Annotated in this window: 17 protein-coding genes, 1 tRNA gene and 1 pseudogene; 7 read left to right on the plus strand and 12 right to left on the minus strand. The window is 39.4% G+C overall.

Going from position 1 to position 20,520, the window contains the following annotated elements:
- The first annotated feature begins 175 nt into the window (after positions 1–175).
- Positions 176–1,093, plus strand: coding sequence for an NAD(P)/FAD-dependent oxidoreductase (locus tag B2X33_RS04220; RefSeq protein WP_296667887.1), 918 nt, complete (start codon positions 176–178; stop codon positions 1,091–1,093).
- A gap of 67 nt (positions 1,094–1,160) precedes the next feature.
- On the opposite strand, the gene B2X33_RS04225 is transcribed toward B2X33_RS04220, so the two are convergent.
- Positions 1,161–1,233 (minus strand) — tRNA-Thr (locus tag B2X33_RS04225).
- A gap of 116 nt (positions 1,234–1,349) precedes the next feature.
- Here B2X33_RS04225 and B2X33_RS04230 point away from each other — a divergent pair.
- Both B2X33_RS04230 and B2X33_RS04235 read left to right on the plus strand, forming a co-directional pair.
- Positions 1,350–2,750 (plus strand): MATE family efflux transporter, encoded by a 1,401-nt coding sequence (locus B2X33_RS04230; protein WP_296667889.1) that lies wholly within the window; start codon positions 1,350–1,352, stop codon positions 2,748–2,750.
- Between the two features lie 14 nt (positions 2,751–2,764).
- Positions 2,765–4,015 (plus strand): deoxyguanosinetriphosphate triphosphohydrolase family protein, encoded by a 1,251-nt coding sequence (locus B2X33_RS04235; RefSeq protein ID WP_296018264.1) that lies wholly within the window; start codon positions 2,765–2,767, stop codon positions 4,013–4,015.
- A gap of 49 nt (positions 4,016–4,064) precedes the next feature.
- Here the strand turns inward: B2X33_RS04235 and B2X33_RS04240 are convergent, their stop codons facing one another.
- From B2X33_RS04240 to B2X33_RS04250, 3 genes are all read right to left on the minus strand, one after another.
- On the minus strand, positions 4,065–4,994 hold the full coding sequence (locus B2X33_RS04240; protein ID WP_296667891.1) for a M15 family metallopeptidase: 930 nt from the start codon (positions 4,992–4,994) through the stop codon (positions 4,065–4,067).
- A 172-nt stretch (positions 4,995–5,166) separates the two neighbouring features.
- Positions 5,167–6,798 (minus strand): chaperonin GroEL, encoded by a 1,632-nt coding sequence (gene groL / locus B2X33_RS04245; RefSeq protein WP_296667893.1) that lies wholly within the window; start codon positions 6,796–6,798, stop codon positions 5,167–5,169.
- A 267-nt stretch (positions 6,799–7,065) separates the two neighbouring features.
- Complete coding sequence (locus tag B2X33_RS04250; RefSeq protein WP_296667895.1) at positions 7,066–8,505, minus strand: anthranilate synthase component I family protein; 1,440 nt, start codon at positions 8,503–8,505, stop codon at positions 7,066–7,068.
- Between the two features lie 264 nt (positions 8,506–8,769).
- Between B2X33_RS04250 and B2X33_RS04255 the strand changes: the two genes are divergently transcribed.
- From B2X33_RS04255 to murA, 3 genes are read left to right on the plus strand one after another with little or no spacing between them, the layout of a single operon-like run.
- A complete protein-coding gene (locus B2X33_RS04255) occupies positions 8,770–9,240 on the plus strand; it encodes a DUF6174 domain-containing protein (RefSeq protein WP_296667897.1) in 471 nt (156 codons plus the stop codon).
- Positions 9,227–10,450 carry a tripeptide aminopeptidase PepT gene (gene pepT / locus B2X33_RS04260; RefSeq protein WP_349675709.1) on the plus strand — a complete coding sequence of 408 codons (1,224 nt, stop codon included), beginning with the start codon at positions 9,227–9,229 and terminating at the stop codon, positions 10,448–10,450. The genes B2X33_RS04255 and pepT overlap by 14 nt, the downstream gene beginning before the upstream one ends.
- A 40-nt stretch (positions 10,451–10,490) precedes the next feature.
- Complete coding sequence (gene murA, locus B2X33_RS04265; protein WP_296018226.1) at positions 10,491–11,774, plus strand: UDP-N-acetylglucosamine 1-carboxyvinyltransferase; 1,284 nt, start codon at positions 10,491–10,493, stop codon at positions 11,772–11,774.
- Positions 11,775–11,904: 130 nt separating this feature from the next.
- Here murA and B2X33_RS04270 read toward each other — a convergent pair whose 3' ends face one another.
- The 4 genes from B2X33_RS04270 to B2X33_RS04285 form a co-directional block, all read right to left on the minus strand.
- Complete coding sequence (locus B2X33_RS04270) at positions 11,905–13,728, minus strand: hypothetical protein (protein ID WP_296667899.1); 1,824 nt, start codon at positions 13,726–13,728, stop codon at positions 11,905–11,907.
- Positions 13,725–14,726, minus strand: coding sequence for a hypothetical protein (locus B2X33_RS04275; protein WP_296667901.1), 1,002 nt, complete (start codon positions 14,724–14,726; stop codon positions 13,725–13,727). Before B2X33_RS04275 ends, B2X33_RS04270 begins: the two co-directional genes overlap by 4 nt.
- 504 nt (positions 14,727–15,230) lie before the next feature.
- Positions 15,231–15,779, minus strand: coding sequence for an STAS domain-containing protein (locus tag B2X33_RS04280; RefSeq protein WP_296018205.1), 549 nt, complete (start codon positions 15,777–15,779; stop codon positions 15,231–15,233).
- Between the two features lie 215 nt (positions 15,780–15,994).
- Positions 15,995–16,759 (minus strand): SDR family NAD(P)-dependent oxidoreductase, encoded by a 765-nt coding sequence (locus B2X33_RS04285; RefSeq protein ID WP_296667903.1) that lies wholly within the window; start codon positions 16,757–16,759, stop codon positions 15,995–15,997.
- Positions 16,760–16,874: 115 nt separating this feature from the next.
- Between B2X33_RS04285 and B2X33_RS04290 the strand changes: the two genes are divergently transcribed.
- On the plus strand, positions 16,875–17,624 hold the full coding sequence (locus tag B2X33_RS04290) for an RNA methyltransferase (protein ID WP_296667905.1): 750 nt from the start codon (positions 16,875–16,877) through the stop codon (positions 17,622–17,624).
- Here the strand turns inward: B2X33_RS04290 and B2X33_RS04295 are convergent.
- The 4 genes and pseudogenes from B2X33_RS04295 to B2X33_RS04310 form a co-directional block, all read right to left on the minus strand.
- A complete protein-coding gene (locus B2X33_RS04295) occupies positions 17,572–18,543 on the minus strand; it encodes a sigma-54-dependent transcriptional regulator (RefSeq protein ID WP_296667907.1) in 972 nt (323 codons plus the stop codon). The genes B2X33_RS04290 and B2X33_RS04295 overlap by 53 nt on opposite strands.
- A gap of 155 nt (positions 18,544–18,698) precedes the next feature.
- Positions 18,699–19,472 carry a WecB/TagA/CpsF family glycosyltransferase gene (locus B2X33_RS04300; protein WP_296667909.1) on the minus strand — a complete coding sequence of 258 codons (774 nt, stop codon included), beginning with the start codon at positions 19,470–19,472 and terminating at the stop codon, positions 18,699–18,701.
- Entirely contained in the window at positions 19,457–20,266 is an 810-nt protein-coding gene (locus B2X33_RS04305) for an RsmE family RNA methyltransferase (RefSeq protein WP_296667911.1), read from the minus strand. The genes B2X33_RS04300 and B2X33_RS04305 overlap by 16 nt, the downstream gene beginning before the upstream one ends.
- Positions 20,263–20,520, minus strand: a pseudogene (locus B2X33_RS04310) (S41 family peptidase); the annotation flags it as partial. The pseudogene B2X33_RS04310 and the gene B2X33_RS04305, both read right to left, overlap by 4 nt.

The following is a 20,520-nucleotide window of genomic DNA, read 5'->3' on the forward strand; positions in this document are numbered from 1 at the left end:
CCGGGCTTGCAGCCCGGATTGGAACCCCGGAGTTGCCGGAACGGCAATGAGCGCCTAGCGAAGGGTGGAAAGCCGGTTTTTGCGGCAACTGGACGGTTTAGCCGAAAAACTTTTCTTTTGAGAAAATTGCGCTCCAAATTCTTTTTAAGTTTTTAAAATATGCTAAAATTAAATTATGGTTGAAAGCAAAAAAATTTTTGATTTAGCGGTTATTGGCGGCGGGCCGGCGGGAATTTCTGCGGCAATTTATGCTCGCCGTGGCAACTTTGAGGTTTTGGTTTTGCACAACGGCGGTGGCTCTTTGGAAAAAGCGCACAAAATTGAAAATTATTACGGTTTTAAGGACGGAATTTCCGGGGCGGAACTTTACAATGAGGGGCTTTTGCAGGCGGAAAATTTGGGAATTGCTGTAAAAAAACTGGAAATTACGCATTTTGAGGTAAACTCAAGCGGAAACTTTGAAATTTTGGCTGGCAAACAGAAATTTGAGGCAAAATCTTTGGTTCTTGCCACGGGAAACAAAAAACTTCGTCCAAAAATCAAGGGCTTGCAGGATTTTGAAGGAAAAGGCGTCAGTTTTTGCGCTGTCTGCGACGCTTTTTTTTACAGAAAGAAAAATGTCGTAGTCATTGGAAACGGAAAATTTGCGTTGAGCGAGGCTGATGTGCTTGCAAATGTCGCTTCTTCCGTAAAAATTCTTACAAACGGTGAAAATTGCGATGAATTAAAAAAATTGAACACAAAGTATTTTGTTGATGAACGAAAAATCGAAGAAATTAAGGGCGACGAAAATTCTGGACTTGTAAACTCGCTTGTTTTTTTTGACGGAGAAATTTTAAGCGCGGACGGAATTTTTATTGCGCTGGGAGAAGCTGGCGCCGCAGACTTTGCAAAAAAAGCAGGCATTTTTTTGGACGGCGACAAAATAAAAGCTGACGAAAAAATGCAGACTAATTTTCCGGGGATTTTTGCCTGCGGAGATTGCACGGGCGGACTTTTGCAAGTAAGCAAAGCGGTTTTTGAAGGGGCATTGGCAGGTTTGAGCGCGATCGAGTTTTTGAGGAATAAACCAGGAAGTTATTCAAAAAACTGATAAAAAAGTTTTTTATGCCGCTTAAATGCAGCAAGTTGTTGAAATGCAAGGATTTAAAACAAAAAAAAGCCAACTCCCGGACTTGAACCGAGTACCTGCTCGTTACGAGGGAGCTGCTCTACCAGGTGAGCTAAGTTGGCGTACTTGGATATGTTAATAAAATTTTTTTAGAAAATCAACTATCTGTTTGTTAAGGTTTATCAACACTAACTTTTATTGCTTGATTTTATTTTTTGATTTTGGGAAAATCTTTTTTATGAATTCCCGCTCTTTCAACACTGTTGAACTTATGCTTTCCCAGCCAGTTGGGTCGCTTATTATAAAAAACGCAATTCCAACCATTATTACGATGATGGTAAGCGCGATTTACAATACGGCGGACACTTTTTTTGTAAGTCAGCTCGGAACTAGCGCTTCTGGCGCTGTCGGTGTTATTTTTTCGCTTATGACGATGATTCAGGCTGGCGGCTTTATGATTGGAATGGGTTCTGGGTCTATTACAAGCCGTGCGCTTGGCTCTGGAAACCGCCAAAAAGCGCAAACTTTTGTTTCTACGGCAATTGTCTGCGTTTTTAGCCTCGGACTTATTTTTTCGATTTTGGGAACAATTTTTAACAAGCCTCTGGTTAGACTTCTTGGCGCAACTGACACTATTTTTCCTTTTGCGCTTGATTACGCGCGTTTTATAATTTTTGGCTGCCCTTTTATGATGAGCGCCTTCGCAATGAACAATCTGTTGCGTTTTCAGGGCAAGGCCGCTTTTTCGATGATTGGAATGGTTACTGGCGGAATTTTGAATATGCTTTTAGATCCGCTTTTTATTTTTGTCTTTAAAATGGGAATTTCTGGAGCGGCGATTGCAACTTTAATAAGCCAGATTACGAGTTTTTTTATCCTGCTTTCTATGTTTTTCTTTAATCCTCAAGTTGTAAAATTCAATATAAAGTCGGTTGCAAAAAAATTTTCAGTTTATTTTGACATTGTTACGACTGGACTTCCAAGCCTTTTTCGGCAGGGCACAACTTCGGTTTCGACAATTTTTATGAATATCGGCGCGGCAAAATACGGCGCCCTTATGTCTGGTTTTGCACTGACAGCAGCTCAGACGGCAGACGCCGCGGTTGCAGGCATGTCTATCAGCAACAGGATTTGCCAGCTTTTAATGGCGGTTGCAATCGGACTTGGGCAAGGTTTTCAGCCTGTATGCGGAATAAATCTCGGCGCAAAAAAATATGACCGCGTTAAACAGGCTGTTGCTTTTTTAATAAAAGGAACTTCGCTCGCAATGGCAGTCCTTGGAACTGTCGTTTTTATCTTTGCCCCGCAAATTGCGCATTCGTTTCGTGACGATGAAGCCGTCATAAAAGTCGCTTCAATTGCTCTCAGAATGAGCTGCTGCGTTCTTGCCTTTCATTCAATTATTTTTGGTTCAACAATGCTTTTACAAACTGCCGGCGAGAAACTTTCTGCAACAGTGCTTTCGTCTCTCAGACAGGGAATTGTTTTTGTTCCAATGATTTTATGTCTGCCTTACACTGTTCAGCTTTTTGGATTTGAACCAGTTGCTGGAATTATGCTCACTCCGGCTCTGAGCGATTTGCTTTCTGCGTTCATCACTTTGCCGTTTTTAATAAAATATCTAAAAAAATTAAAGTAAGTTATAATCGAATTATGAAAAATTCATTTGAAAAAGATGCAACAAATTCTCTAAATCATAAATGGCAGGATGCGGTAAAGCGGGAAATTCCAATTTACGACCGGGGAAATTCAATTCGCTCTGTTTTTGACAGAGATTACACAAGACTTTTGCACTGCCAGGCTTTTAGCCGGTTAAAACACAAAACGCAGGTTTTTTATTCTCCGCACAACGACCACGTATGCACACGAATGGAACACGTTCTTCACGTAGCCTCAGTTTCTGACACAATCGCAAAATATCTTGGACTCAATACCGAATTGACGCAGGCGATTGCAACAGGACACGATCTGGGACACGCGCCTTTTGGCCATACCGGCGAAGAAATTTTAAACAGCCTTATGGAACAGCGTCCGGGCGCAAATGCTCCTAAAAAATTCTGGCATGAACGAAATTCTCTTTTTTTTGCAGATTATATCGAAACTCTTCCAGACCCAGACGGTTTTGAGCGTACATTGAATTTAACTTATGCTGTCCGCGACGGAATTGTCTGCCACTGTGGCGAAATTGACCAGCAGGGATTAAAACCTCGTAAAGAAAACATTCCTCTTTACGACATAAAAGTTCCAGGTTTTGTACAGCCATTCACATGGGAAGGCTGCATTGTAAAACTCAGCGACAAAATTGCATTTTTGGGAAGAGATTTGCAGGACGCACGTCGCTACCACATTCTCGACATGGGATGTTACCGTCAATTGCGCGAAATTGTAGGCAGCACTCTCGGTTTTTCAAGTTCTGGAAAAGCAATAAACACAACCGTCTTAATCAACGATATGATTGTAGACCTCTGCAAGAATTCAAGTCCGGAAAAAGGGCTTTGCTTTAGCGAGCAATATTTTAAGTTTATAAGCGAATTAAAAAAATTCAGTTTTCAAAAAATTTACAGCCATTGGCGTCTTCTTGAATTTAAAAATTATGCACAAAATGTTTTGGGAACAATTTACAGAACTTTGATGGGCACACAAAGCTTTGCAAAAAATGGAAGAATTCCATCTTCCATGCGCTATTTTAAGAATTTAAGCTCAACTTTCGAAGACTGGCTAATTCGATATTCAAATTACATTCCTCAGGACGCTCCTGACAGAAAAAAAACACTCCGCTACGAAACGCCGGTTGTTTTTGATGTAAATGAATACGAAAATTACCAAAAATGCGTAATCGAATATATTTCCGGAATGACAGACAATTTTGCAATCGCCTGCTATGATGAAATCATCAATTTTTAGAAATCTCAGTCAAAAAAGTCCGGACAATGCGAACAAAAAAAACGAAATTTTACTTTCCTTTTAAAATTTCCGGGTGATATTCAAAGTGCATATTATCAAAAATTATCCAGTTTCCGCCCCAAATAAATCCTTCATCTTCAAAAATGTCGATTATTTTTTGAGGCGGCATCCAGCGTTTTTCGAGAGGAGTGAGCATCCAGTTTTTCGGATCTTTGTCGCGCGTCCAGCTCCAAAAAATTGCTTTTCCGTAGAGCCTTTTCGGAATCAAATCGACTGCAATTCCATACGAATGAAAAGATTTTCTTCCGCCAGTACCTTCAATTACACGCCAATTGTAGGCATCTGCCGATTTTAAATTTTTTATAAATCCGTCAATTTCGGGATCTTCCTTTGCAAGGTTTAAAATCCGTGTTTCAACATTTAAGAGAGGATTTTTTATCCGTTCATGAATTTTTGTCGATTTTCCTAAAAAAGTTGAATAACTTATATGATCCTCAATTATCACCTTGGATTTTGCAGCATACAAAAAATCAAAAAAAAACATCGGCGTGCCCTGAGAAGTTTGCCTGTTTTTGCTTGAAGAAAAATTCCGTACTTCTTCGATTTCTTCAGCATTCATTTCTTTCGGATCTTTCAGTTTTGAATATTGGTAAATGAGTTTCCAATATTCATTTTTGTTTTCAAGTTCATCTTCCGGCAAAAGCCTGCCGTCCGCCCACCACAACTCTGTCTGTTTTTTTTCTTCTTTGTCCGGGAAAATCGGAGCAGAAATTTTTACAAGCCAGTCATTTTTTTCTTCATCGTAAAAACTTTCAAAAGAAACGTCAGGATAAGATTTTCTAAAAATTTCAAGCTGAACAGGCTCTTCCGGAAGCTTTTTCTCTTCTGCCAAATCGCTTATTTTTTCGGCAAAAATCGAATTCAGTTCATTTTGTTTTTTTACATTTTTTTTCTTAATTGAAAAAAAAGTCCCTGTCAAAAAAAATAAAACCGCTAAAAAAATGAAAAATTTTGCTGTAAAACTTGTATGTCTGAAATTCATCTGCCTATAAAATATTTTATACCAAAATTCTTCAGTTTTAAACAAAAAAAGCACAAAAAAAAGACCTTGCTAATGATTTTCTCAAAAGCAAGGCCTTGACTAGTCTTTTCTAGTAATCCATTCCCATTCCCGGGTTTGGAGCAGCAGCTGGAGTCGGAGGCTCTGGAATATCAGTGATTGCACATTCTGTAGTCAGCAACATTCCTGCGACAGAAGCCGCGTTCTGCAAAGCCGAGCGTGTAACCTTAGCAGGGTCGATGATTCCATCTTCCATAAGGTCAACCCATTTTCCTGTGCGTGCATTGTAGCCAACGCCTTTCTTCTCGTGCTTAGCTTTCTCAGCGACAACAGCTCCGTCAACACCTGCATTCTCAGCAATCTGGCGGATTGGCTCTTCCAAAGCGCGGCGGACAATCTTGAATCCGACTTTCTCGTCGTCAGAAAGGTCTTTCGCAGCATCGTCAGTAAGAGCAGCCGCAGCTTCAAGCAACGCAATTCCGCCGCCTGGAACAATTCCTTCTTCCAAAGCCGCGCGTGTAGCCGCCAAAGTATCCTCAACGCGGAATTTCTTCTCTTTCATCTCGGTCTCAGTGATTGCGCCGATATTGATTACAGCAACTCCGCCCGAAAGTTTTGCGAGACGCTCCTTGAGCTTCTCCTTGTCGTAGTCAGAAGTAGATTTTTCAATTTGAGCCTTGATTTCCGCAACACGGTCGGCAATCGCTTTCTTGTCGCCTGCTCCGTCAACCAAAGTTGTGTTGTCCTTGTCGATTTTTACAGATTTAACCTGTCCAAGCTGGCTAAGGTCCGTCTGGTCAAGCTTAAGTCCAAGCTCTTCAGAGATTACAGTTCCGCCAGTCAAAATAGCGATGTCCTGAAGCATTTCCTTTCTTCTGTCGCCGAATCCTGGAGCCTTAACAGCAACACATTTGAGTGTTCCGCGGATTGAGTTCAAAACCAAAGTTGCAAGAGCTTCGCCGTCCATATCCTCGCAGATAATCACAAGCGGCTTTCCAGTCTGAGCGACTTTTTCAAGCAATGGAAGCAAGTCTTTCATTGTGGAAATTTTCTTGTCGTGAATCAGAACGTAAGCGTCGCTATAGTTGATTTCCATTCTCTCGCGGTCTGTAACAAAGTAAGAAGAGATATATCCGCGGTCAAACTGCATTCCTTCAACAGTCTTAACAGTTGTATCCATATTCTTGGACTCTTCAACAGTGATTACGCCGTCTTTTCCGACTTTCTCGATTGCATCCGCAAGGATTTTTCCGATTTCAGGGTCGTTGTTCGCAGAAACTGTCGCAACGTGAGTAATGTCATCCGAGCCTTTGACTGCGCGGCTGTTCTTTTTGATTTCCTCAACAGCAACAGCGACAGCCTTGTCAATTCCGCGCTTAACCTCGATTGGAGTAATTCCAGCGGCAACTGACTTCAATCCTTCTTTTACAATTGCGTAAGCCAAAACAGTGGCAGTTGTAGTTCCGTCGCCTGCGACATCGTTTGTCTTAGAAGCAACTTCTTTTACAAGCTGAGCACCCATATTCTCAAAAGGGTCTTTAAGCTCAACTTCCTTTGCAACGCTAACGCCGTCCTTTGTGATAGTCGGCGCGCCGAATTTCTTGTCCAGCATAACAAGACGTCCGCAAGGACCAAGTGTAACTTTTACAGCGCGTGCAATCTGCTCAACGCCAGAAAGCATCTTTTTGCGCGCATCTTCATTGAAAATCAACTGTTTTGCCATTTTCTATTTATCTCCTATAATTTTTTTTCGTTATCCAAAGCGATTTTTCATCAACTTTAACTTTAAAATATAAAAATAAATTCCAATCGGCAAGAAAATTCGTAAATGAATTTGAAATAAATTTTAAAATAATCATAATGGGCGTTTCCCGCTTGCGCGGGCCGGTTGTTCCGCACTTCCGCTACTCGCTCCATTCCAAAAGACAAAACGGTTCCCATTTTGTCTTTTGGAACGCCTTCGGCGGTGCTCCATAACCTAACGCATTTTTTATTTAGTCAAAGTATCAATCAAAGCGCCGAGCTTTTCCTGAGTTTCAGTAAATTCACGTTCAGGAGTCGAATCGTAAACAATTCCACCACCGGCCTGCAAACTAAAAATTCCATCTTTACACAAGCAAGAACGAATCGTAATGCAAAAATCTAAATCCCCGTTGTTCTGGATATATCCGACCGCCCCGGCATAAAAACGCCTTTTTATTTTTTCCAAACGGCTCAAAATCTGCATTGCGCTGATTTTAGGCGCTCCGCTCACAGTTCCTGCCGGAAAAGACGCCCTCAAAACCTGAATCGGCTTTACGCCTTCGCGCACAAAACCTTCCGTATTCGAAACAAGATGAATTACGTGGCTGTAACGCTCGCACTCCATATATTGAGGAACAGTCACGCTTCCACTCTTGCAGACTCGTCCCAAATCGTTTCTTGCAAGATCAACAAGCATAAGATGTTCGGCGCGTTCTTTTGGATTTTCGCGCAGAGTTTTGCTCAATTCTTCATCTTCGGCTTCGTTTTTTCCACGATGAATTGTTCCCGCGATCGGATGAATAGACGCTTTTCCTTCACGCACGCGCACCAAACTTTCCGGAGAAGCTCCTGTCAACTGAAAATTTCCAAAATCAAGATAAAACATATAAGGCGAAGGATTTACTTTTCTCAGTTTTCCATAAACCTGCAAAGCCGTCGCCTTGCATTCGATCTGGACACGGCGGCTCGGAACCGCCTGGATTATGTCTCCGTCAACAATGTGCTTTTTAAGTTCTTCAACTTTTTGAACATATTCGCGCTTAGACTGCTCAATATCTGTCAGAATTTTATATTCAAATTTTCCAATTTCGTTTTCAACATAAGAAAAATCCATGTCGTTTATTCTTTTGACCATTTTTTCAACAGCAGCTTGAATATCGATTTTGTGCTCCTTGTAGTTAAAACCAAAAATATGCATTGTTTCGGTAAAATGGTCAAACACAATGTAAATATGTCCGGCAATAAAAAGGCTTTCAGGAATTCCAAGTTCATCTTCCTGCTCAAAAAAACGAATATTATCGCATCTTCTTGCAAACTCATAGCTCAAATATCCCATTCCAGAAGCCGGAACCGGAATATCAGAAGAATTTTCAAAATTTTTGTGCTGCTGTGCAACATACAAAAGAGCGTCCAAAATATCAGCCGGCTTTTTACGGCCAAGAGCGTCAAGAGAATCTTCCACAGGAACAAAAGGCACACGGGAGCCGTCAATTAAAAATGCAACTCCGTCATCGTCCTGAACAATCTTGAAAGCCTCCTCAGCCATCAAAATCGAGTAACGTTCACGCCCTTTTGCAAAACTTGCCGATTCCAAAATGCCAACAGCCCCGATTTTGCGGGCCAACGAATAAGGAGTATAACGCTCACTAGAAATACATTTATAAACTGAATCAAAAATATCTGACATAAAAAACCCCAATTATTGTTTCTATCAAAAGAAACAATACATCAATATTCTGTTTCTGTCAATAGAAACAAATAAAAAACAGCAACGCCTCTTATTCAAAAATTTCAGAAAATGGCACTTAAGTTTTGAACAGTTTGAGTTTCATACAAAAAAACTTGACATATTTAAACTTTTTGTTATATTTAGTTTTATAGCGTTTTTTTGGAGTAGCCCATAACCTAGAAGAGGAAGAAGATAAATAAAAGAAATACTTTTTTTGCCGTTATGCTTACAGCCTGTTTTGTTTCGCTTCCGACTTTTTCTTGCCATAACAGTTACGGTTCCGACGGACCTGGCGACCAACCCATGGATTTTAGCGAAACTTCTTATTCCAAAAATTATGCCCTGTGGAACATAAAAAAGCCCGAAAACTACATTTTTGTTCTAAACGGCGAACTACAAGGCAATTCGGAAAAAGCATACGAAGTTCAAATTACAGTTTCCGGCAAAAATAATTCAATAAAATTCTCAGAAAAAACTAACATATCCGAAGAAGATAGCTTGATTACTTCCATAGAGGAACTGTTCACCGCAATAAAAACAGTATCCACAGACACCAGTTCAAATTATGAAAAACTGCTTCTAAGTTACGACAAAACATACGGCTATCCAGAACTATTTTTGTATTCCGCCATTCAAAACGATTCAAAAACAGCAACTTTCAAATACCTTGTAAAGAGTTTTGAACCACTTTAACGTTCCTCTGTTTTATTTTTCGTTTTTTGCTTATAATATTTTTATGATTTTTATTTCTGACGGGCAAAAAAATGCTCTTCTTGAACGGTTTTTACGGTATGTTCAGATTTGGACAACCAGCGATAGTTCCCGTGCCGATTCGGGTTTTCAGCCTTCGACCGACAGACAGTTTGACTTAGCTAGACTTCTAAAAGAAGAACTTGAACAACTCGGTCTTTCCGACGTTCAAATTACAGAAAAATGCTACGTTTACGGTCGGTTGCAGGCTTCGGACGGAGCAAATGTTTCAGATTCATTTTGTCTTCTTGCGCACCTGGACACTGTAGAAGAATGTTCAGGTCAAAATGTAAAACCTGTTCTTACAAAAAAAAACGGCGACACAATAATTTCGACAGACGGCTCAACACTTTTGGGGGCTGACGACAAAGCAGGAATTGCCGAAATTATGCAGACACTTGCTTTTTTTAAGGAAAATCCGCAAATAAAACACGGCGAAATAGAAATTTGCTTTAGCCCGGACGAAGAAACTGGGCATGGAATGGACAACGTTCCTCTCAACCTAATAAAATCAAAACAAGCTTACACTGTAGACGGCGGAAATTTGGGTGAACTCGAAACCGAATGTTTTAACGCCTGCAAAAGCGAAATTAAATTTACAGGAATTTCAACTCATACAGGAAGCGCACGCGGCAAAATGGTAAATGCGGCGGTTATGGCGGCAAATTTTATTGCTTCAGTTCCACGACACGAAGCTCCAGAAACAACATGCGGTTTTGAAGGATTTTTTGCGCCAATGGAAATTTCCGGCACAATAGAAAAAGCAGAAGTTACTGTTTTTTTGAGAGACTTTTCCACAGAAGGAATGGAAAAACGAAAAGCCTTAATCGAAAAACTTGCACAGACAACGGCCCTGATTTTTGGCGGCAAAACAGAAGTAAAACACACTTTTCAATATGCAAACCTGAAAAACGGACTTGAAAATTCACCTCAAACCGTGCAAAAACTTGTAAACGCATACAAATCTGCCGGAATTGAGCCTGTTTTTCCTCCAATCCGCGGAGGAACAGATGGTTCACGGCTTACAGAACTGGGAATTCCAACACCAAATATTTTTACTGGCGGCCACGATTTTCATTCGCGCTCAGAGTGGGCAAGCCTGAACGAAATGAGCAAGGCATTAGAAGTCCTAATAAATTTGTGCTCAGTTTAAGCCGAAACTAAATTAAAAAAATAACACTTTGGAGAACAAAATGTTTGAATACAAAATCGAAGGCGGAATTCCAATCCGCGGAACTGTAAAAGCGAGCGGAAACAAAAATTCTGCATTGCCGTGCATTGCGTCTTCTCTTTTGACAGACGAAACTGTAATTTTGCGAAATATTCCAGACATTGAAGATACTTCGGTAATGATTTCAATCTTGCAATCGCTCGGAGCAAGTGTCGAAAAAATTGAGCACCACACCTGGAAAATCGAAGCAAAAAAAATCGAAAAAACTGATATTCCAAGTGAATTGAGCAAAAAAATCCGCGCTTCAATCCTTTTTGCAGGTCCGCTCGTTGCAAGAACTGGAAAAGCTGTCATGCCGCCTCCAGGAGGCGATGTAATCGGCCGCAGACGCTTAGACACGCACTTTCTCGCTCTTCAGGAACTTGGCGCACGAATAACAGTTGATGGCCCGTTTACTTTTACAGCAAACAAACTTGTCGGAGCAGATTTATTTCTTGACGAAACTTCCGTTACGGCAACAGAAAATGCAGTTATGGCGGCTGTTCTTGCAGAAGGAAGAACAAAAATCACGAATGCGGCCTCAGAACCGCACGTGCAGGATTTATGCAACATGCTCGTTGCAATGGGAGCAAAAATCTCAGGAATCGGCTCAAATATCCTTATAATCGACGGTGTAAAAAAACTACACGGAGTTGATTTTTCAATTGGACCTGATTTTATGGAAATCGGTTCGTATATTGGACTTGCGGCCGCAACAAAAGGTTCAATTACAATTACTGGAATCCGCGCGGAAGACATGAGGCCTTTGCGCGTTGCATTTGGCAAGCTTGGAATAACATGGACAATCGAAGGCGACACTCTGACAGTCGCTGTCGGTCAGGAAATGAAAGTAAACACAGACTTGGGAGGAATGATTCCAAAAATTGATGATTCTCCATGGCCGGGATTTCCGCCTGATTTAACTTCGATTATGACAGTTGTTGCAACCCAGGTTGAAGGAACTGTTTTGATTTTTGAAAAAATGTTTGAAAGCAGAATGTTCTTTGTTGATAAACTTATAAGCATGGGAGCAAGAATTACTCTCTGCGATCCACACCGCGCAGTTGTTTCCGGCCCAAGTATTTTGCACGGAGATAATCTTGTTTCGCCGGATGTGCGCGCGGGCATGGCAATGGTAATTGCAGCAATGGCAGCTCATGGCGAATCGACAATTTCAAATATTTATCAGATTGAACGAGGATATGAACACCTTGTAGAAAAATTGCAAAGTCTTGGCGCGCACATAAAACGTGTGGAAATCAGCTAAAATTGCAAAAATAAAAGCTAAAAAAACAACTTACGCCAGATGCGCAGGGCGTAAGTTGCAAATTTATTTGCAATGGAGCGGACAGCGGAACCCGAAGCAGCTGGTTAGAGCGCAAATTGCCGTCCAAATTTTAATTCGTTTTTCTAGTCACAAAATAAAATACTGCAAAAAAGAATACTACAATCCAGAATCCGAGCGCAACCAAGAGGGAGGCAGTTCCGGCGACGCTCACAAGCATAAAATTAAAAAGTTCGGCAATTGACAAAATAATTTGAATAAATGCGTCGCATGCTAAAGCGCAAAATGGAATTATAAAAACCCAGACAAATTTAAAAACCTGCTCTTTGTGAATTCTAAAATTCCAGGCTAATCCTGCAAAAAAAACTAAAATTGTCATCATTATGAGCGGATAAGTAATTCGCTTTATTAAAAATGCGCCGGAAATTTCGTTGGAAAAACCGAAATTCTGCGCTTTTCCGGCAGTTTTTAAGAGCGTGTTCAAAGGCATTGTCCTCAATCCGGCGCTCTGCTCGCAAGCCGTAAAAAAATCTTCTACCGACATGGCAAGCACTGTCGAAACCGGCTGCGTTTTTTGATCGGGATGCAGAGAATATGAAAACTCGTATTTTGGAAGAATTATTTTTTCGCGTCCGTTTCTGTCTAGACTTTTTAACAAAATATACGGAACTCTTTTTACTTTTTGAGGCAAGTCAAGCTGAGCGCGCAAATTTTCGTCAAAAGAACTGACTGCAACTGAAAGCATTTTTGCATAAGGAACGCTGAACGACTTTATAAAACTTCCGTTTTTGGCAAAGGTTGTCACCGTCAGACCGCGCAAATACTGCACCATTCCGCCATTGTCATAAACCGGTGTAATTCCCTGAATATAAACAACATCTGTCCGTCCGTCCGAATGTTTTACCGTAAAATAAACATTCAGAAAATTTTCAAAAATCCTAAGACTGTCGGTTTCATCGATAAAAAAGCACTGTTTTTCCATACGGTTGCGTGCAATCGTTAAAAATTCCGTCACATCTGGATCTGAAGCCCATTCAATATCCTGCTTTGAAATTTCCACAAACCGATAATAAGCTTCAATATTGTCGCCTTCGGAGAGCGCCTTATACGCAGAACGCTTTTTTGCAAATAAAATTTGGTCTCGTGTTTTTGCAGAAGGAGAGACAGACTGCAAAACGTTCCATGCCTGGCTTGCAAGCCTGTGCGCTTCTTTTATGTTTATGTCTTTTTCTGAACCGGTAGTCGTGGCAAGCTGAGCAAAATAATGAGAGTCAAACCATTTGCCTTTTTCTGCCGCCATTTTTGATTTATTGATGAGAGAAGTTACCGTTTCGCCAGAAATTTCATCAAAAATATTAAGATTTCCGTCTGTTTTTACTTTTTCTGTTTCTGGAGAAATTTTCTTTATTGCTTTTAATACCGCCTCTGACTTGTCGATTAAATTTTTTCCTTCCGAACTTGCCGGTCGAATTTTTAGAATCTGGGTTCCGTAACGATGAGCTAAAACATAATTTTCGGCAGCAAGAGATTCGTTTCCAAGCTGAATATATTCTGTCAAAAGCCGTTCAGAATTTTCAGCAAAGTTTTTTTTTCGCTGAACAACTGGAGCGGCAATTTCTGAAACTCCGCTCATAACGGCAACGAGAATCAGCGACAAAATCATAGTTCTTTTAAAATCTTTTACAATAACCGGACTAAAACGCATCTGTGCTTTTTCGGAATCAATTCCAAAATAAATCGAAAGCGCAACCAAAAAGCCGGAACTCAAAACCGCGGGCAAAAGTCTAAAAAAATACAAAAATCCACGGCAAAAAATATAAGTCCGACGATATTCTTCAAGAACAGAAGGAACTCTCCCAATAAAAGCAGAAATTCCAAGGCAAAGTGCAAAAACTAAAAAAGCATAAGAAAAAATTATTGCAGCAGACTTTCTCATCGCTCGGCCTCTTTTTTGTTTTTATATTTGAATATAAATAAGAGAATTCCAGAAACCAAAATGAAGGCAAATAAAAAAAGATTTATCGTAACAAGAAGAGGTTCTGAATTCTCAAAAATTTTTTGAATAAAATTCATTTTTCCGCCTGGTTCGACTGCAAGCAAATGTTCATTCCACGAAATCCGCAAATTTTTAAAAATAAATCCTTTATAAAAAGAATAATTCACAAGACAGACAACTCCGGCTGCAAACATTACGCTGAGCGCATTTATAAGCCGCCAGCCGCTCGTATATTGAAACGAAATTACCGAACAAAGCGCAAGAACAAAACTCAAAAACGAAATCCAGCTCAGCCAGCCGCAATTCCAGGCAGAACGTGCATTTTCTATCAAAGTTGAATAAACACGCAAAGGAACGAGCAAAACCAGAGGAAGCTTTACAACATCTCGAATCAAAGTGTCTGAATACTTTCCGTCATAAAGTTCTTCCACAGAAGAATCAAAAAACTTGACGATAGAGCCGGCTTCTCCAGTAATTCCGCTCAAATCGATAAAAAGACCGTTTGATTTTCCATTTTCTTCAACCCTGGAAAAATAAAAGACGCCTCCGGCCTCCGGTCTGAAAAAACCAGACGATAAAAGTTTTTTTTGATTTTTTTCTGTTTTTTTGTTTTCGCAAGATCTTTGAAGATTAAAGCAAACTGGCACCAAACAAAACCAAGTAAGCGCGCACAAAAAAATATAGGCGCCAAGACGAAAAAAATGATTTTCCCGATGGCGAATTCCATAAAAAATTATAAATCCGAGAACAACACTTACAGTCAGCGGAAAAGCAACAAAAAGGCCTCGGACAAAAAAGTTCCAGTTAAAAAAGTTCAATTTTTCGCCTGCAACCAAAAGTGTCAAATCGCAGAAAAGCATATAAATTCCGGCAGCAACAATCAATCCAAAAAAAGTTGCAACAAGATAATAAATAATCATATTAAATGCGGTCTTCATCAGCTTTTGTAAACCTCATAATCACAAGTTATCCACAAGTTGTACACACAAACTTTCGTTAGTTATTAAATTTTCGGCAAAACGAACAAACGTTATTAAAAAAAATAATTGGTTTTAAGATTTTTTTTATTTTACTAATTCCTTACAACACAATAAATTAACAAAACCAGTATTCAATTCGACAAAAAAACGTTCACAAGTCCTGCCACTTTTCATTCTAAATTTTTAACTATACACACGTTTTTAAACATTTTATCCACAAGTTATGCACAAGTATCCACAATTTATACACAAGCTTCCGCACAAAAGCACATTTTATCCACAAGCATCTTTCGCCAAACTTTGTTTTGCCCAACTTTTTTTATTTTTGACATAAAAAAATCCGCCTGCTCTTTTTATGCCAGCGGATTTTATTTTCAAAAAAGTTTTTTGTGCCGCTTCTTTTGCTCAACGTCAAAACACAAGATTTGACACAAAAATTTACACAATTTTTTATAAAATTTTCTATCCCAAAAAAACTGAACCTTGCTGGTCAATTGCAAGAATCGACTTACATTCAGAACAGCGGAATCGTCCGCTTCTTGTCGCCTTTAGGCGTTTTGAACAAACAGGACAACTAAAAATCTTCGGAAAAACGCTTTCTTCAACCTGAGTTCCGTTTTTGAAAAAGTTGATTGCATCTCCCATCGAATCTTTTATATTAAAAAACTGACTAAAGCCCAAAAGCTGGAAAACTTCGTAAACCTTCGGCTGAATTTCAAGAAGAACAACATCCCCGCCCTTCGGTTTTACCATTTTTAAAAATGCAGTAAACGAGCCAATTCCAGTCGAAGAAACATAATTAAGAGAAGCGCAGTTAAAAATAAGATTTACATAACCTGCTTCCACAACCCTTGCAATTCTTTTTTGAAAAAAGCTCGAATTGTAAGTGTCAATGTATCCAAGCAAATATATTGTCAGGCAGTTTTCAACTTCTGGTACTTTTTCAAGATTTATTTTGAGACTGTCATCTTTTTCGTCATTAAATCCAGGAACAATATTATTGTTACTCATAAAACCCCTGCTAACATTCGATATACGGTAAATTATAAGACAAAAATCGCTATTATGTCAAATTTATCAAATTCCTGAAAATTCAAAAAACAGAGCGCATTCACCTCCCGCAACCTGCTTTTCGCAGTTTTATCCGGCAAAGCCGGACACTTCGCGCTGCTGCAATCAGGGCTATATTTTCGGTTCACGTGCATTTTTGTTTTTGCGCGTAAAAGTCAATTCATTTTTCCAGCGTTCAAAGGACTCCATCCTCGGTCAACTTTCAACAAAACTCCGTTCAAATCGTCACTTTTAAGCAAAAATTCAGCCTTTTTAGCAATCGATTCCCTTTCAATCAATTTTTTTTCAGGCATTTTGTTTTTGCCTTCCTCAAGAATTTTTTCGCTCTGATATTCAGTTTCGGTAAAGCCCGGTAAAATCGCATTGCAGGTAATTCCATCGGAAGAAAATCCGCAGGCAACCGACTGCACAAGAACGCCAAGTCCGGTTTTTGCGCCAGCATAAGCGGCATTTGTCAAAAATTCCGAACGAAAATTTGTTCCTGTTCCGCCAAAAAGCAAGATTCTTCCAAAGTGCTTTTTTTTCATTTCAGAAAGAGCCGCGCTCACGCAAATTCCAGGAAGGGCATAATCTAAAAGCGAAATTTTCTGCCACTCAGAAAAACTCATTTTATCTAAACTTTTTTGCAAAAAAGGTCCGTAGCAGACGCACAAAATGTCTATTTTTTGGATTTCTTTTATCAGTTCGGAATTTTGCAGATTTTCAAAAGGTTCAGAATCAAAATCAAACGGCACAATTTTTATTTCCATCTTATTTTCAAATTCACTTTTTAAATTTTGTCTTGTTTTTTCAAGTTTTTGCAAATTTCGTCCATGAATTATTAAATTCGCTCCGTTTTTTAAAAGCATTCTGGAAATTTCAAAACCAATTCCACCGCTTCCACCAACAACAAGGGCGTTCTTTCCTTCAAAATTTTTCATGCAAAAAATTATACAGCAATTTTTTTTGCTAATCAAAAAAATCTAAGTTAAATGACAGCTTTTTGCAAAAACGCTAAAATATCTTTATAAGTTTTTCATCTGGAGCAAAGCGCAAATGAACCTTAACAAAATTGCAATCGTCCTTGTAAATCCCGAAGAAAGCCGCAACGTTGGAGCAGTTTGCCGCGCAATGGCAAACAATGCGCTTTCTGACCTGCGGATTGTCGGGTCAAAAGAAAATTTTGACGACGAGCATGTAAGACGGCTTGCAATTCACGCGGCAGACATTTGGGAAAACGCGAAATTTTTTAATTCGATTACAGAAGCCACAAAAGACTGCGCGCTTTCCGCAGGCACAACACGCCGACGAGGAAAAAAACGCAAAGACAAACTTTTGCTCCCGGAAGAATTTGCAAAACTCGCCTCGGACATTTCAGGAACAGAAACAAGCAAAGGTCAGACTGTCGCAGCAGTTTTTGGAAATGAGCGCACAGGTCTTTCCGACGAAGAGCTTTCAGAATGTACAATCGGAGTTACAATTCCTTCTTCGCCAGGCTTTGCATCCCTCAACCTTTCGCACGCAGTTCAAATTATTGCATACCAATTTTTTAGAACGCAGACAAAAATAAGTCCAGGCTATGTTCCCGTAAACCTCGAACGTTTGACCAAAACTGTAAACACAATTTCAGAAAGTCTTAAAAAAACCGGTTTTTTCAAGGTTGCTGGAAGAGAAGACATGGAAAATTTTTGGCGCGGAATTCTTTCAAGGGCGTCTTTGAGCGAAGGCGAGGCTTCCTACATTGAAAAAACATTCACAAAAATTGCAGGTCTTGCTCAAAAAAATGAATCAATTCAGGACCAATGACATTTTTCTTGCAGTTTCTGACAGCTTTTGCCAAGCAATTTTCAAGTTCGCGAATATTTCCAGGCCAGTCGTAATCCTGAAGTTTTAAAAGTGCGGTTTTGGAAATCGAAAAATTCAGTCCGCGCTTTTTTAAGTATTCAGCTGAAAGCTCAAAAATATCTTCTTTTCTTTTTCTTAACGGCGGAATTTCAATTTCGACTGCGCTTATCCTAAAAAACAAGTCTTTCCTAAAACCGCCATTTTTTATTTTATTCCGCAGATTTTGATTTGTTGCAAAAATAAACCTAACATCGACTTTTCGGCTTTCATCGCTTCCAATTTTTCGGATTAAACCGTCCTGAACAGCAAGCAAAAGTTTTGACTGGAGATGCAGCGGGAAATCGCCAATTTCGTCAAAAAAAATCGAGCTTCCGTCCGCCCTGCCAATCAATCCTTCACGCTCACAGTTTGCATCGGTAAAGGCTCCAGTTTTTACGCCAAAAAGTTCACTTTCGAAAAGACCTTCGGAAACAGCAGAAATATTTTCGGTTATGAGTTTTTTGCCTTTTTTTCCAGCAGGACTCATTTCGTGCAGAATTTTTGCAGCAAGCGACTTTCCAGTTCCACTTTCTCCAGTAAAAAGAACGCACTCTTTGTGCTTTGCCGCTTGCGCAATCTGAAGACGCAATCTTTTTACGCCCAGAGACGAGCCTGCCAAGTTAAAAGAAGAATTTTTTTGACAGACAGGATTTTCTTCATTATCAATTTCAAAACCAATCATTTTAAAAAGCAGCGGAAACCCGAACGGAAGATAAATTACATATTTTGGAATATAAGAACTGTTCTGAACCTTTGTCGTCAAAAAGAAAATTTTGTGTCCGTTCTGTTTTGTTATTTCGCCAAAAAGTCCATCACCTTTAAAAAAATCATAATCGCACAAAAAAATACAGTTCGAAAAATGCAAAAGACAATTTTTAAATGACTTTTCTGAATTTAAAACTTCAAAACAACAGAAGCCCGAAAGCGCATTTGAACACATTGAAACAAATGCCGAATTTAGTGAGAAAAAAAAGATTTTGCCTTTCAAAAAAACTCTCAAGAATTCTTTTTAAAAAGTCTGTACCAGAATACTAAAATTATATAACGCAAATACGGAAAAATGAGAAAAATTTTCAAAGGATTTTTAAAAATTTCCGGCCAAATTTCAAGTCCACGGTCAAAAGTTTTTTCGCTTACTCTTTTTACGCGATCAGAAAAAATTCCAATGCAATCTTTGTAATACAAAAAAATGCTCGAAGCAAAATTGTTCCGCCGGTTATAGGCCCACAATTTTTTTTCCTTTATTCCATCGCTCACAATTACAAGAGAAGGCGCCGCTTTATAAATTGCCTGGACTACATCTTTTTCAATATCTTTTGAATAATATCCGACGTAACGGCCGACAATTTGAAGGTTTGGCAAGGTTGAACGCAAATTTGATTCTGCTTTTTGAAGAGCCTTTTTTCGTCCTCCAAGCAAAAACAGCGATTTGTAGTGATATTCCATGACCGACAAAATTGCAATTACTGCGGAAAAAGGATTGTATCTTACAGGAACTGTTTTTTTTAAGAATTTTGCGCCCCAGATAATACTTTTTGAAACCGGCAAAATTAAATCGGCAGAATGTAAATACTTGCTAAAATTCTTTTTCTTTTTTCTGCCTTTTAGCAAATCCCAGACAGAAAGAAAGACAATCTGTTTTGAGCCAGGTTTTGCGAGAATTTCAAGAATAACGTCGTCCATGTCGCCAGGATTGCAGACGTCAACCGGAACACCAAGCAAATTTATTCTTTTTAGTTTTGAATTTTCATTTCTTAATTCTTCTGCCATATCTTTCTTCCCATTACTGCATTCTGCACGCAGGCAATGCCATAAAGCGCCGCAGTTTCGCATCTTAAAATATTTGTTTCAAAGTGAACTGGAACAATTCCATTTTTAGAAAGAATTTCTATTTCTTCGGGACTTATTCCGCCTTCCGCCCCGCAAAAAACTGCGTAATTTTTTATTTTTTCAGAATCCGAAATGACTTCGTAAAGACTTTTTGTTTTTTCGCTTCGCTCGTACAAAACGCAGGCAAAACCGCTTTCTGAATTTTCTCCGGCAATTTCTTTCCAAAGCGCACAGGCTTCATCCAACGTCAAAGTTTCTTCAATTTCGGTCAAAACTGGACTTCCGCTCTGCTGGCGAGCTTCTTTTACAATCCGCTCATAACGTGAATTGCGAAAATTCTTTTCTGCTACGCCATTTTGCGTAAATTTTCCAATCACAGGAATTATTTTTAAAACTCCACATTCTGTTGCCTGTCTCACAATCAAATCCATTTTTGAACTCTTTGCAACAAACTGAAAAAGATAAAAATTCACTTTCGGACAATATTCGCTCTGATTTTCGCCTTCTTCTTTTAAAACTTCCAAAACAGAATCGCATACTTGCAAAGTTACGGCGCGCCTGTTTTCATCAATTTTTGCAACGGTCGTACCAGAAAGTTTCCCGTCTGGCAAACGGACATAAAGCATATCACCGACAGAAAGCCTAAGAACTTGTTTTAAATAACGAAAATCTTTTCCGTTAATTTCGAGAAGTCCTTTTTTGTCTGGATTTACTGTCGAAACAAACTGCCTCATTTTTTTTCGGCAGACAGCGATTCGTCTTTTAAAGCCGCCTCTTCCTGCAATTCTTTAAGAGTTTTTGTATTTTTTAAAAGTTCATCAAATTCAGCCTTAGATCCGCTCAAAATATCAAGAGCCGCAACAAGCTGAACGTCCCAGTCCAAATCGTAAAGCATTGTGCCTTTTGTGCGGTTTACTTCGTTTCTTACGAGTTTTCTGAGTGTCGGCAAATCAATTGCAGTGTATTTTTCGTGCAATTTTTCTGCAAA

Source organism: Treponema sp. UBA785 (assembly GCF_002297065.1).
Lineage (GTDB): Bacteria > Spirochaetota > Spirochaetia > Treponematales > Treponemataceae > Treponema_D.

Coding starts and splice junctions, on each gene's coding strand:
- B2X33_RS04220 (WP_296667887.1), top strand. CDS start 176: ATGGTTGAAAGCAAAAAAATTTTTGATTTAGCGGTTATTGGCGGCGGG.
- B2X33_RS04230 (WP_296667889.1), top strand. CDS start 1,350: ATGAATTCCCGCTCTTTCAACACTGTTGAACTTATGCTTTCCCAGCCA.
- B2X33_RS04235 (WP_296018264.1), top strand. CDS start 2,765: ATGAAAAATTCATTTGAAAAAGATGCAACAAATTCTCTAAATCATAAA.
- groL (WP_296667893.1), bottom strand. CDS start 6,798: ATGGCAAAACAGTTGATTTTCAATGAAGATGCGCGCAAAAAGATGCTT.
- B2X33_RS04250 (WP_296667895.1), bottom strand. CDS start 8,505: ATGTCAGATATTTTTGATTCAGTTTATAAATGTATTTCTAGTGAGCGT.
- B2X33_RS04255 (WP_296667897.1), top strand. CDS start 8,770: ATGCTTACAGCCTGTTTTGTTTCGCTTCCGACTTTTTCTTGCCATAAC.
- murA (WP_296018226.1), top strand. CDS start 10,491: ATGTTTGAATACAAAATCGAAGGCGGAATTCCAATCCGCGGAACTGTA.
- B2X33_RS04270 (WP_296667899.1), bottom strand. CDS start 13,728: ATGAGAAAGTCTGCTGCAATAATTTTTTCTTATGCTTTTTTAGTTTTT.
- B2X33_RS04275 (WP_296667901.1), bottom strand. CDS start 14,726: ATGAAGACCGCATTTAATATGATTATTTATTATCTTGTTGCAACTTTT.
- B2X33_RS04280 (WP_296018205.1), bottom strand. CDS start 15,779: ATGAGTAACAATAATATTGTTCCTGGATTTAATGACGAAAAAGATGAC.
- B2X33_RS04285 (WP_296667903.1), bottom strand. CDS start 16,759: ATGAAAAATTTTGAAGGAAAGAACGCCCTTGTTGTTGGTGGAAGCGGT.
- B2X33_RS04290 (WP_296667905.1), top strand. CDS start 16,875: ATGAACCTTAACAAAATTGCAATCGTCCTTGTAAATCCCGAAGAAAGC.
- B2X33_RS04300 (WP_296667909.1), bottom strand. CDS start 19,472: ATGGCAGAAGAATTAAGAAATGAAAATTCAAAACTAAAAAGAATAAAT.
- B2X33_RS04305 (WP_296667911.1), bottom strand. CDS start 20,266: ATGAGGCAGTTTGTTTCGACAGTAAATCCAGACAAAAAAGGACTTCTC.